The following is a 14,009-nucleotide window of genomic DNA, read 5'->3' as shown; positions in this document are numbered from 1 at the left end:
TATCAGGAGAAGGGTAACACTTTTTAGATAACTTTCTTGGTTTATGAACTTTGTATGAGTTAGGATCAGAAATGATCAAGAATAAATTTTGATTGATGAACCTAACTTGTTAGAACTGAAGTAAATGGAAACGGAATCGATTTCTTTTTTGATTCCCACATTAAATCCGTTAAATGGATTCTCGATCATGATGAGGTTTCCATTGTAATTGATATAATCTCTGTCATTGACATGCCTTTGCTTAAAACCATAAGGATAAGAAATGAGTAAATCAGCATTTGTATCGAATGGTTTGTCAGACTTCACGTAGACTTGTTCAGGAGTCTTCATGCCTAAAGCTTCGTGAGGTCTGTTTCTGTTAAAATCGATTCTCCACTTGTCGAAGAGCTTTTGGAAGAGGGTGATGTTTCCAACGAATTCATGTTGTAATTCTCGAGCCATGTCCCTATGCATGCGCTCATGAGCACCATTCTGGTAAGGTTTTCCAGATTGAATGCGATCAAGCTTGATTCCAATAGAGAGCCACCAAACAGATAATTTGGTGAGTCCCCAAAAGGACTGCATAGAGGCAAAAGGAGGCCCAATGTCGGAGCGGATAACATCAGGTAAGCCTTAGATAGAGAATAACCTAGTAAATTCCGCCTTAACCGAAGCAATGTCACCTTTCTTAAGAGTCTTGATAGAGAGTATGTATTTGGAAAAATCATCACGAACAGTGAGCGGATTAACTTTCTCTCTTTCTGGAGTGTACCACCAACATTTGAAGTCAACAGTCCAAACATGGTTAGGTTTGGTAGCTTTCTCTGGCATAGAGATTCTTTGACTTGAGTTTGTTGGTCTTCTTTTTCTCTTAGAATCTTTTAGTCCCGCTTTCTTAAGAATGCGCTCAATTGTATATCTGTTAGGAACTTTGCGATTAGGGAATTGAGTCTTGTGAGTTGTAAGGTTTTCTTAGTACCCCAGAACTTTCTATTGTTCTTAATCTTGATGATCTCTAGAATTGTTTCTTCAGCGATCTTAGCTGGAGAGTTCTTAGGAGTTTTCTTCTTATCTAGAAGCCCTTCTTTTCCTTCCCTTAGAAACCTTTCTTTCCACTTATACCCACACTTAGTAGAGATGCTATACTGAGCACAGAGCTGAGTAAAATTGACGCCAGTCTGGAACGAATCCAGAACAAATTGAAATCTTAAATCCACGGTATTAAACTCCTTCCAAGGCATCCCTAAAACCCTCCTAAAAAGGTGATCTAAAGAGACGAATAACCTGAAAGTGTTACCTATGTCTTGCTACAAAAGTGTTACCCATGTCCTGAGGCATACATTTGCAAACTTGCGCATAACGAACTAGACTATCCGAAGTTTCCTGACCCTGAGTCCCGGAAACGGGACGTTAGGGACTTGCATGTAGCTTGCGTAAGCAAGGCGAATGCCAGAAAGGGAATTTGCCGCAGGCCGAGCGAAGCGGTAAGTCGCTGTTATACGACGTGAATTTTTAATCGATAGAATAGCAAATCGATTTTGAGCCATTTTTACCTCTATTCTGAATTCTTTTGCAATTTATTTCGTCTGTGTAAATTGTTATTCTTTCATTAGATGGTTTGTAATTGTCAACTTGAACACTTAGTATATCAAGGATTATTAAAAAAGGCAAAGCCAGAGCCCCTTCCTTTTCTCCTGTAATGTATAGGTTAATTTTTCCAGATGTATTTTTTTTGATTTCTGTAGATACTTGAATAATTTCAGATAAGGGAAAAGGATTCCATTTTCTACTAATATAGTAGTCACTGGAAGAAAATAGGTTAATGATTATTGGAACAAATAAAGTTACATAAATAAATAGTTTTAATTTTATGCCTGTACTTTTCAGGAGAAGTAGTAATAAAATTAAAAGGAATGGAACAATATATGCAAAGTAGTAAAATTCGTTTTTCTTTAAAATGAAAGGAAGAAAAATAGAGGTTGAAAATATGAAATAAGTTGCTATTATAAATTTTTTAAAGGTTTTTTGCTGATATTTAAATGTGAGTATTGATGTTATAAGCAATATTGCTAGGAAAATGAATTCAAATTTAAAGTTAAAAAGTACATTAGATGAGATTAAAATATCAGATTGAATATTATTTTCATTTAATGGTTTATCAAGGCTAATTATTCTAAAAAGATTTCCACCTTTGTTTCTTATCGCTTCATAGATTGTAAAAGACCAAATTGATAGAAATCCTATTAAATACGGTTTAATTCTATTTTTTATGTCTAAGTAGATTTCAGAAGCAAATATAATTACTAAAATAGTAATGGGAATAATTGATATAATACTGACTTGTATAGAAATGTTAAAAAGTAAAAAGGCTTTAAAATACTGCTTGAGAAGAGTGTATGTTGATCCGAGGAGAAGAAGAATTATTATTATTCCGTAGCTCCAAGGTGTTTTGAATAAACTTAGAATATAAATAGAGCTAAAACAGAACAAGATGGAGAATAATATGTCTTGTGTTTGAAACTTGATTTTTTCTTTAATTATTTTTAAAGAAATGAATAATATTGATAATTTAATTAAAGTATCTAATAAGAAAAAAAGAAATATAGATCCAAAAGAGAATAAATAAATTATATTAAAGTAAAATCGTAATGCAGGTCCTGGGTGATAAAAACCCCAAACGCTTGGTAATCCTAATAACTCAATATGAAGATTACCTATTCTTTTGGCATTTAGATATATTTCAGCTTGGTCTCCTCCAAAGAAAATATCCCAATATCCCTTTGGTAGAATTATTGCGATGATTATGGAGATTAAAGCGAAGAAAGTATAAGTGGTAATTTTTTTTGTATGTCTCATAAGATTAATTCATGTCGCATAACGATTTTTAATTGTTATTCAATTTTATGCTTTATTAATAAAATGTATTTGAGTCTAGCATTTGTTAGTATTTTAATCTTCAAAATATGTATGTTACTGTCATTTCAGATACCATCTATTTTGAGGTAATATGATTCTTCCGATAATATAGATTATGTCGCATAACATGTGTTAATTTTATAATCTGATTCTAACCAAACCCATAAATCAATGTCAATACCTTATTAAGTTTGAAATTCAAAAAATCCAACCAATTCACCCAAAGCTGCTGGAAATACCGCTTCTTCCCCTGGAAATCGAGAATACCTAAACATAGCTTCGCCCCCTCAGTCCCATGAGCAAAACAAAACACTTGTTCAATTAAATTGAAAATGCATCAACCGAATTTTAGAATATGCAGTAAATCTTTTATAAAAATTGGATAAAGCCGAAGATAGTTGAGAGTATAAAATTCAATCAAATTGCCACCTAACAAAAAGACTTTTGTTTTTTATGCAATTTTCCTAAACTATAGGGATTTTTCTTACATTTTTTCCAGCTTGGGAAATATGCATTGAATTTTCTTGCGCTGGCGAAAGGTGAGATAGCGCTTTTGAGTATTCTTTTTTTAAGCAGTTATTAAAAACCAATATGCCGAAGTGATGATATTAGCTTGAAATAAGTGACACGACTACCGAATGCCTAATTGAATGATTTTAATATTTGATTAACTAAAACTAGCTATTTGCAGATTCTAGTTAATCAAATATTAATTAATTATCCTCTTATATTAATATCTAAGAGCGAATTCAATTCCAATTTGCCTACGAATATCTTTGTTTTCAGGGTATGGTCCGAATCCGGGCTGACTACCAAGTAAAAATGGGATTGGGTTGAAACTTGAACCACTCGTTAGCAAAGTGAAAAAATTGCCAGGCTCTTTGACTTTACTATCAACGATTCTATGGGTAGCTTCAGAATGAGAGTAATTTAAACCAAAACTTACATTTTCTGAAATCATAAAACGATATCCTAAACTTATACGATTCCCTTCCATTTCAGATTCTACTTTTCCTTTCAATTTCGTCTCTGAAGGGAATGCAAGTGTGGGAGATAGCGCTAGCAAAGATTTCGTTTTGTTTTTGTAATTTCCGGAATTGGCTACACTTTTTAAATATTCATATCCGATGGTTAGGTTATGGCCTTCGGCTATTTTTAAGTTGTAACCCAAACCCAAAATAGCATTCAAATATACCTCATTGTAAGTTGTCTCATTTATTGGAGCAACAGCAAAACCACTTCCTTGCGTTCTCGATCCGTTGATTGTAATACTGGAATTATTGATGTTATATGGAGATGTAGCCTTGATATCATTTCCATAAATTTCTCCACCTAATCTCAGAGCCAAACCTTCTAAAAATTTCTGACCAGAATCATGAAACAAATAAATGTTTTCTGCTACTTTGATATTTGCCGTCCGTAGTCTATTGGAAGTAAATTCATACGCAGTAAAACTTTCAGAAGCTAAATTAATTGCAGAAGAGCCTGAACCAGATCTAAGAGACGAAGTTGCATATACTCCAGTGTAATTTGAGTCGGCAAACAATGTAGCGTAGGAAATTCCAAAATCTGTCCCAAAAAGCCCACTATGACGCTTATTTATTCCAAACTCAACACCCTTCCCTTTAAATTGATTGGTAGCAGGCATCGTTAAATTAGTCGTCCCACCTATCAATCGATTAATGATCAATGAATTTTGAATACTTAGCCCATTTTTCAAAGTTGCTGAATCTACTGTAAGATCGTATCCTCGAATGTATACCGCCGATTCACGTGTATCAACTGCATAAAGAATAGAATTCAGAAGAGTCAAGATTAAGCATATTGTTTTTTTCATTTATTCGTTTTTCCTAATTTTTACACAACAGAATCAATCCAGGAAATTTAATCAACTAATTTTAACCTAACAGTAAACAAATATATAAAACAAACAGATGTTTTACTGTCAAACCGATTTTAGCAGTCTTTAATAACAAATAAGCGTTTCGAAAAACCAATGTAGGCTTGTATTGAAAGGAAAGATGGAGTTATAAATTGCGTTCCAATTCAACTTTATTATATATATTTTAATTAAAAATAGATTTCGTTTATTTTTTGATTAACCGTATATCAATTGAGTGGTAACTCACTTTTTCTGATGCAAGCGATATGTAAACTAGAAGTGACCTTCCCACTTTTGTTGGACCAAATTTTAAGTTAGTCAAATCCGCATAATTCAACTTTCATGCTTCGCTTTGAACTCCAGATGAGCCAAAAAATTTAAAGATGAATGAGGTAGGGCCTCATCTCGCCCCCACCCCCTTATTCGCTTCCTTCTTCAGATATTCCACAGCTTCCATGGCAAGATATCCTGCTTTAACAATCGCTCGTGGATTGTTTTCCAAGATCCTAAGCCAAGACCCAATGTATTCTTTATGTTGCAACTCTCCGCTAAAACCAAATTCACCAGCAAAGATAGCCGAGCAAAGTTCAGCGACTAATTCTTCAAATGCATAATTCCGAATACCATCAGTTAAATCTCGATTCAATCTGTGAAATGCCCCAGTCCAATGGCCTAACTCGTGTAAGTAAACCGCCCAGTAGTCAGCTTCAGTTTTGAAATACTCCTTTTTTGGCATCAAAATTGTATCTGATTGGACAACATAAGCTGCTCGATCATTTCCGATCTCTTCCTTCTTGTGTTTGATTGATTTCACAAACTCAGAAACGCTTTCCGGAGCATTTTGTACTGTCTTCTTGACAAACATTTCATATTCACAATCAGGGATTTTGACTTGGGAGATGTTTAAGACAGGATATACCCTATGAACCAAACACGACTTATATTCAATTTCTAGTTCACCTTGTTCATCTTCTCCTTCTTCAACCGTAGTATTCTTTTGAGGGATGATAGGAATTTGAACATGGTAAGGGTATACAACTTCTGTTTTTGGAGATTCCCCTACTTTCAAAGAATAACCAAGTTTTTTCCATTGGTTCTCTGTTGCCCAAATGGGATAAATAAACCCAAACTTCACTAAGACATTGGTGAGCCAAAAGGCATTCAGAAAACCATATTCTTTGCATGTAAATGCATTCCATGGAAAGCCAAAACTCTGCCAAGGTTTGACCCACTCCTGAAGACTGCCTGACTGGATAGCCTCCATCACATCATTTGTAATACTCTGAATTATTTTCTTTGAATTGTTCTGTTTCATACAAATGGATGTAAGGCCAACGGAGAAAGTGTCACAATTTTTGGAAAAAAGTAACGGTTGTCATTCATTGGCAAACAGAACAGAATATAAGTGTTACCTGGGACAAATGAGAGATTTGGATGTAAAAATTTTATTCTGCAAAGTTTTTTAAGTTCTTCGCTTTCTATAATTTTTTAATCTGTTTGTGGATTTATTTTCTCGGTTTATTCAAGAATTCAGCCTTCCATTATCGTAAGAAAATAGCCTTCACCTTTAAGGTCGCAACAATAACAATTCCGGATGAATTGTTTCTCAAATAAGAGCTAATTAATTTCACAGTTTGTCTCAAAGAATTCTATGAGACTTAGTACATTCATATTTCCTAATATTCTCGATGTGGATTTTAAGACGAAACACCTTTTCTTGTAGTGATATTCATGGTGTTTGAATTCAAAATCACTTAAATAAAAAATAAATTGCCTAAAGATGTATAGTTCTCAATTTGCATAAAAGATTTTAAGAAACAAAATGCAAGAGATCAAAATCAACATAACTAAAAACCTAAATAGAGATTCTATCATTACGGGATTCGAAAGAATTCTGTTCGAACGAGATTGTTTGGGTAATCTCTGGATTGGTTCCTGGAATCAAAGTCCCATCCTTTATAAAAATGATGGTGGAGAAATAACTCGTTATGAATTCCCCGTTGGAATTTATTTAGCAAGCGATAATCCTTTCCACTCCAATCCGGATACCGTTTCATTCGGGACTTCAAATTCGGTGATTTATTTCAATGATGATAAATTTTTTAACGTACCTTCTCCGAAATTAACAAATCCTGCACCTTATCAAATATTAAATATAGGATTATACACGTATGTAATATTTGCCAACACAAGCGGAAGGAAACAAATCCATAAATGGAATGGAACACATTGGGAAATATTAAATTCAAAACTAGAATTTCAAAACCTGAGGAATCTAAAGCAAATCAGTAACGACAGAATTTTGGTTACTGAAAATAATCTAGATACAGCTTACATTCTAAATTTAGAAGGAAACTTTATATCGGAATTTTCAACCAGCGGAGCTCCGATGGATGTGAAGATTAACTCAGACAAAATTTTTCTATATTCCGATTCAAAGTTAGAAGTAAGAAACAAAGATGGCAAATTAAAACATTTATTAGATTTATATGATGAGAAAATGAAATCGTATTTTGGATCTTATTTAGAATTTCTAGATATTTCCATAGATGACTATTCAAACCTTACTTTACTTCTCAAAGAACGAAACAAAACCCCATCAAAAAAACACTTATTAAATTTTAATTTAGATACACTAACCTTAACACAACACCCCTTATACCATAAAATCACCCCTGATTTAAATGTTCTAAGATTTGAAAAAGACAATTCAGGAGACCTCTGGTTTAAAATTTTCGGAAATCACTATTCGGAATCATTTTATATTATCAATCAAGAATTAGCGTCATGAAACAAAACACAAAACTAAACTTACAAAAAGCAGATTTTTACTCAGGGAAACTAAAAGAAATCATCATGGATCGGATATTGGTTTTCCAATCCTTAAAAGATAAATTTTTAAATGTGGCCAAACAAAAAAACAAATTCGATCAAAGTTTTTTAAAAGACTTCGAATCTATGTATGGTTTCAAACCGGGAAAAGAAATTTTAGAATGGGAAAATTTAAAAAAAGCTTATAAATCCATTATGTATGAAGTAGCGGATGTTTGGAATATGATCGATCATCACTCTGCCGAAGAAGACGAATTGGAAGAAGATGAAGACGGCGGTTTTGATTATGCAGTTTCTTCTATAGAAAAATTGGTTAAATTCAAAGATTCGGAAGAAGTATTAAATTGGTTAGTCGGAACTTATAGTGGATTGATGTTTTTATTCAATGGTTCGTATCTTTTTGCTTCTGATGGTAGTGGTGATACCTGTTGGATCAACCTACTACCAAATGAAAAGGAATCCATAGAAGTAAACCATTACAACCATGAAATCGGAGTTTTAGAAAATTTGCCGTATTTTTCGATCAGCCATTTTATTGCAGAGAATTGGACAAACGATACTAACGAAAGTTATGATGACGAAGAGGATGAGGAATTTGAAGAAATAAATTCAGATAAAAAAGAAAAAGAACCAATTATAGCATCCAATATTAAAGATAGTTTGATTCGATCTTTCGAGAAGGAAGCGATTAAAATTTATGAGAACAAACCGATCTATCATAATTCATTGGATATGTTTGAAAGATCAGCATGGTTACTCGGGCATAGTTATGGTGACCCCGCCTATGCATTTACCGAAAAATTAGCAGATGCGCCCTCTTATACAACTTGGGAAGAGGAAAAACCAGAAATCAAAAAATATCCAAACTTGGCTGCTTATTGGATCATCCACCACTTCTATCTCAAAAATGACGATGCATGTAGAGAGACCATCAAACTTGCAACTAAATCGAAGGGGAAAATTATCCCAATACTTAGCAAACATATACTTGGGTATTTGGATGGAGACTTAAATACTCTATTTAATGTACCATCCGAAAAAGTAGAAAATATTAGAACCCAAACATTTGGTAATGCCGATCCAAAACAAATTGAACCAAAAAATATCCAGTTATACAATGATAGTTTAGGATTATCGAACCTCAAAACCATTTCCAAAAAAGAGTTAGAATCTAGAATGAAATCAGATTCAGACCTTTTTCAAATTATAGAAGATTATCCAGATGATGTGGCAACACATGATATCATTCTAAAAGAAATATCCAAAAAAGATCCTAATCTAAAAAGAATCATTGAAGACTATTTTAGAGAACGAACGGATAGTGCTTATAATACTTGGCCTTACAATCCAGAAAAATTAGAAAAACGACTTTCTACTGTGATCAATGCTGCCTTTAGACAAGGACTGAAGTATGATGCAGACAATAAAAAAGCATTCTGTGGAATCACAAAAACTATCGGCATGTTGGACGATGACAAAGCGATGATCTCCCTGAGGGAAGCGGTCCATAAACTCAAACAAGATGACCCAAGAATGGAATACGTTGTAGAGGCTTTAATCAATAGTGATCATAAAGAATCCAGATCCGTATTAGCTGATGCTGCATGGCGTACTTTCGAGACCCTAGACAATGTAAAAGAAATCAAACAAAAGGTTCAAAAAGAAGGCCCTACATTAAACAACATGTTCACCGCCTACACTCATTTGAACGAAGCCTTACAAGAAAGAATTTTAACTTTAGATGAAGTCTCTGTTGAATTAATTAAAAAACTTTTTACCTATCGTGATCATTTTAAATACTTTGGAATGAGTGTAGGGAATGCTTTTGCTGTATGTGCACATTTAGGTTTAAATGAACATATTGGTATCATCGAGGAATATTTAAAAAAGAGTTTTCTAATCAAAGGGAGAGATAGGGACTCCTATTTGGAATTAAGTCTAATCATTAATATCTCCGAAGCTGCCATTGCTTGGGCAACAATGGAGCCAGAAAAAGCAAAACTAGAACTCTCCAAATTTTTCACAGGCGTTGATGAATCTAATCATCCTGGAATAGCGATCGACCTAAAGGCATGTTATCTGGCAGGCCTATTGTTTTTGGAACCAGATAACAAAGAGTATTTGAACTTTGCGGAAAGGATTCTTGGGAACAAAGGAGATCAGATACGAGTTTATGGAATCATCCGTTGCATTAAAAAGAAAAAAATTGTCAAACTCAAAGATTATCTTTGGTATCATATCTATGCTGATCCAAATCCTATGGTTGATTATTCGTGGAGTTATATAGAAGTTGAGGCTAGGAGTGCTTGGGAAACACTCACTGGTTCTGAGGCGCCAAAATTTGATGATTCCGATGAGTATGCTTCCGCACTTTCCAAAAAGAAAACCTTATTACCAGAGGCAATCCTCCATCCAGAAAAGTATAGCATCCAACATGTATTCGAAAAAATTCGAGAAATCAATTATAAACACGAGGATGTAGTGCGTTATGGAGGCCCATGGCTTGTTGAATCTCTAAGATATTCCTTGGATGAATATAAATATTCGGGTTCTTACGATCGATGGGAAGCCATCAAAGCCCTTTTCATTCAGGGTCGAGCCGTGTATCCATATTTTATAGAAATTTTCAATCTACCTTACGTAGCTCCTTCTTGGAAAACTTACCTATTACAGTTTATGAGAGTTATGGAACCTGAGTCGATCAAATGGAATCAGGTTTTAAATATGGATTCAAATACAATTAAAACACAATTGAAAAATCCAAGTCCTGAATGGTATGTATGGCAGGATTTACTTGCGGCTCGACTTTTTTTGTTAGATGGAGAATCTTCTTTTGAAATTACTTCGCAAGTGATCAAAAATCGATTAGATATGACAAATCATGAATCATACGATTCCAGTATCTATGAAGAATGTTTAGGACTACGACTACCACTTCTCCTGCGATGGTTTGGGAAAAAAGGAGACGATTTGATCCAAAAACTTTGGAAAGAAACAAAACCAAATTCAGAGACACGTACGATGTTGGATATGGCAGCCAGACGTAAATTAGAAAATCAAATTCCAACAATGCCAAAGATAGAAGAACCCGGTATTTTACTCACCTTTTATCCAGAACAAAGAGAGTATGGTTGGCATACTTGGATCCATATGACTCCTGATGTAGTTCGGTTTGGAACTAATGAGTTTCATTTACAGTCTGTATTACCCGATTCCAAAACAGAATCTAGCATTACAAAAACAGGAGAATATTTAGAGATGATTTGGAAAATGGCATTTACTTTAGGTTATACAGTTTCTAAGAAAAAACCAAAAGGAAAGAAGTAAAATCGAAATACAATCCTCATCATCTTTTATGTTAAGTTTTGGGGATTCTATAATCTTTACCCTTTTCCCACTAACTTCGCATAATCACTCGGCGACATTTTCTTCAATGACTTAAATGCTACATTAAAGTTTGCTTTTGAATTGAATCCAACTTGGTATGCGAGTGACAACAAATTGACTTTTGGGTTTTGTTCGATCAGTTGGCAAACTTCAGCAATTCGGTATTCATTCACCAATCGATTGAAGTTCATTCTTAAATACGCATTGATGTACTCACTCAATTGGTAGTCCTTAATCCCTAATCGTTCCGAGAGATTGGATAGATTGATCGTTTCTTCTCGGTAAACGAATTCTTGTTTTAATAAATGGTCTAAGTCTTGTTGTAATTTTTCCAAATTAAGATTTAGGATTCTAGATGTACGATAAGATTGCCTGAGACCTGGCAAAATATCTTTAAATAACTCATGATTGATCTCTGTTCCTATAAAAGCAAAGACTGCCATGAGTGTGGCGATCCCTGCTGTAAAATAAATCCCGGAGTTCCAACGGAATAGAGTGCTGATAAAAATAAAACTAGCAAATGTAATATTACCTTTTAAGATCATCCCCAAAACTCGGACACCAAGTTTTGCTTCCTCATTTGGATTGTTGTAAAGGATATGTCGGTATTGGTAAATCATCCATAAGAAACTGATCACCCAATACAAACAACCAAGTAAGGCAAAGTATTCGGGAATGGAAAAGGGAAGACCCGTGAAACTATCATTCATGGATTGTTCTAAGGATTGTGGATAGAAGACTTGTAAGGAAACAAGTAGAACAATCACAACGAATGTTGGGTACAATCGTTTGAGTTTGCCGATTGGGACTGGCTCTGTACTTAAGAACTGTTCAATGGTATACTGCATACTCCCTGGAATCAAGTAGATGATGGGCACATACCCATGATTGAGAAGTGGGAATTCAAATTCGAATCCAGCAAACAATCTATAGGCGTAAATGATAAGTGTCCCACCGGAAAAAGCCGCAATCATTGCGAAGGGAAATCCTTTGGAACCTTTCTCTTTCACAAGGATTCCGATTCCTAAAACAAAATGATACCAGGCACCAAATTGGAGCCAAGACCCCATAAATTCAGACATACGACAAAAGTCGGACAATATGCACGGATTCGTCAACTGTTTGGAATTGTAAGTGTCCGAATAAAACGTACAAAATCATAATTTTAGACCTACTTTTTCGTCCAAGATTCCCATTTTAGACGCAAACACCCCTTGTTTATGTTATTTTTGAGGCAATTCAGAGGCGAATTATGAAAAAGCAAAAAAACTATCTCACTCTCCTCCTCATCGTAGGGAACTTCCTACTGATCACGTGTGGGGGAATGGAAAACAAAACGGAAAAGAAACGAGTGCCATCTTGTCGGTGTTAAATGGCGGATCGCAAAACACAAGTGCAACACCAGAAATGTTACAACAAAGTAATGCCGCATACACTAGAGACATACAAACGGCATTCCAGAATGAAAACGATGGAAGTTTTACTTTTAATGATAACATTTCGTTTTTAGGGAACGACGGAGTGAAAATCACAGGGAACTTATTCATCCCAAAATCAGGGACAGGTCCATTCCCAGCGATTATTTTTGTCAATAGCTGGGCACTCAATGAATACGAATACATTGTCCCTGCAGCGAAACTCGCAAAAAAAGGATATGTTGTTTTTAGTTACAACACACGAGGGTTTGGAACATCTGGTGGACTCATCAATGTAGCAGGCCCGAAAGATATGGAAGACCTTTCCAAAGGAATTGATTTTCTTTTAGCGAATGCTCCAGTGAATGCAGCAAACATCGGTATTGCGGGGATTTCATATGGAGCTGGAATTTCTTTACTCGGACTCAGCAAAGAACCAAGGATCAAAACCGCTGTTGCTATGAGTGGTTGGGGAAGTTTACCTGATTCGCTTTATGGCAACCAAACACCAAGACTTGTTTGGGGACTTCTCCTCGTGACTGCAGGTTATATCACAGGAAGGATGGATCCAATCATTGCAGAGAATTTTCAAAAACTATTGGATACAAGAGACGTTGCTACTGTTTTATCATGGGCAAGAGAAAGATCACCTAACAATTTTGTAGCGGAACTCAATGCATCTGGCAAACCAGTTTACATCTCCAATAACTCACAAGATAATTTATTCCAACCAAACCAAATCCTTCCCTACTTCGAACAACTCACGGTTCCTAAAAAACTGGATTTAAACAATGGAATCCATGCAACAGCAGAGATTGGTGGGATTCTCGGAATTAACAATTATGTTTGGACGAACGCCTATGATTGGTTCGATTATTGGTTAAAGGGAATCCAAAATGGAATCATGACAAAACCAAAAGTGACAATCCAAAAACGTTTCTCAAGTGATCGTGTGAGTTACTCCACTTGGCCAAACCCATCGAAAGTTGAAAAGACTTACCACTTACGACCAATGGGACTCTTTACCCCAGGCAAAATCACAACAACGACAAACACAAGTAATGGGAATGATACCATTTTATCTGGCGGAACCATTGCCACAACTGGAGTTCCCCTTTTATCAGAGATATTGGACGGTGCAGCTTCAGTTCCTGTCACAACCAATGTGAATTTAATCGATCGAACAAATGCGATGGTGTATCTCTCTGATAGTTTATCTTCCCCACTCAAACTTCGCGGGAGAACATTTTACAAAGGTCGTATCAATAGTTCTGACTACGCGCCTCATGTAGTTGTTTACCTCTATGAAGTCGACTTTTGGGGAACGGGAAAACTCATCAGCCATGGAACAGCAACCCTTTTCAATGTGAAAGGAAAAGACGTAGACCTAAATGTAGACCTCCAAGCAGTCGCACATGACTTCCCTGCTGGATCTCGCATTGGTTTGGCGATTGATAACATTGACCCAATGTATGCGGTTCCAAAACCAATTTCACTCTACACAACAACATTTAAACACAGCACAAACACTGCATCCACACTTAAGTTTGAAAGTGAATGAATTTCGGATCACTTAGTATTTGCTAGGTGGACATTTG

Annotated in this window: 10 protein-coding genes; 3 read left to right on the top strand and 7 right to left on the bottom strand. The window is 35.2% G+C overall.

Annotated elements, in window-relative coordinates; genetic code table 11:
* Positions 1-75: 75 nt before the first annotated feature.
* The 6 genes from ND812_RS13935 to ND812_RS13910 form a co-directional block, all read right to left on the bottom strand.
* Positions 76-564, bottom strand: coding sequence for an integrase core domain-containing protein (locus tag ND812_RS13935; RefSeq protein WP_265376025.1), 489 nt, complete (start codon positions 562-564; stop codon positions 76-78).
* 48 nt (positions 565-612) lie between these two features.
* Positions 613-810, bottom strand: a complete 198-nt coding sequence (locus ND812_RS13930) for a hypothetical protein (RefSeq protein WP_265376024.1) — start codon at positions 808-810, stop codon at positions 613-615.
* Positions 811-860: 50 nt separating this feature from the next.
* On the bottom strand, positions 861-1,220 hold the full coding sequence (locus tag ND812_RS13925; RefSeq protein ID WP_265376023.1) for a helix-turn-helix domain containing protein: 360 nt from the start codon (positions 1,218-1,220) through the stop codon (positions 861-863).
* A 271-nt stretch (positions 1,221-1,491) separates the two neighbouring features.
* Positions 1,492-2,835, bottom strand: a complete 1,344-nt coding sequence (locus ND812_RS13920) for a hypothetical protein (protein WP_265376022.1) — start codon at positions 2,833-2,835, stop codon at positions 1,492-1,494.
* A 790-nt stretch (positions 2,836-3,625) separates the two neighbouring features.
* Entirely contained in the window at positions 3,626-4,732 is a 1,107-nt protein-coding gene (locus tag ND812_RS13915; protein WP_265376021.1) for a hypothetical protein, read from the bottom strand.
* A 445-nt stretch (positions 4,733-5,177) separates the two neighbouring features.
* Positions 5,178-6,092 (bottom strand): ArdC family protein, encoded by a 915-nt coding sequence (locus ND812_RS13910; protein WP_265376020.1) that lies wholly within the window; start codon positions 6,090-6,092, stop codon positions 5,178-5,180.
* A 507-nt stretch (positions 6,093-6,599) separates the two neighbouring features.
* On the opposite strand from ND812_RS13910, the gene ND812_RS13905 reads away from it, so the two are divergent.
* Both ND812_RS13905 and ND812_RS13900 read left to right on the top strand, forming a co-directional pair.
* Positions 6,600-7,568 carry a hypothetical protein gene (locus tag ND812_RS13905; protein ID WP_265376019.1) on the top strand — a complete coding sequence of 323 codons (969 nt, stop codon included), beginning with the start codon at positions 6,600-6,602 and terminating at the stop codon, positions 7,566-7,568.
* The gene (locus tag ND812_RS13900; RefSeq protein WP_265376018.1) at positions 7,565-10,936 is read left to right on the top strand and encodes a hypothetical protein; all 3,372 of its coding nucleotides are present in this window, start codon (positions 7,565-7,567) and stop codon (positions 10,934-10,936) included. The genes ND812_RS13905 and ND812_RS13900 overlap by 4 nt, the downstream gene beginning before the upstream one ends.
* Before the next feature lie 56 nt (positions 10,937-10,992).
* On the opposite strand, the gene ND812_RS13895 is transcribed toward ND812_RS13900, so the two are convergent.
* Positions 10,993-12,078, bottom strand: a complete 1,086-nt coding sequence (locus tag ND812_RS13895; protein ID WP_265376213.1) for a helix-turn-helix domain-containing protein — start codon at positions 12,076-12,078, stop codon at positions 10,993-10,995.
* A gap of 232 nt (positions 12,079-12,310) precedes the next feature.
* Between ND812_RS13895 and ND812_RS13890 the strand changes: the two genes are divergently transcribed.
* Positions 12,311-13,972: an alpha/beta fold hydrolase gene (locus ND812_RS13890; protein ID WP_265376017.1), complete on the top strand. Its 1,662-nt coding sequence runs from the start codon at positions 12,311-12,313 to the stop codon at positions 13,970-13,972.
* Positions 13,973-14,009: the final 37 nt, after the last annotated feature.

Origin of the sequence: Leptospira limi (assembly GCF_026151395.1) — a bacterium.
GTDB lineage: Bacteria > Spirochaetota > Leptospiria > Leptospirales > Leptospiraceae > Leptospira_A > Leptospira_A limi.
The sequence above is the reverse complement of the archived record's forward strand: the minus strand, read 5'-3'. Positions and strand labels throughout refer to the sequence as shown.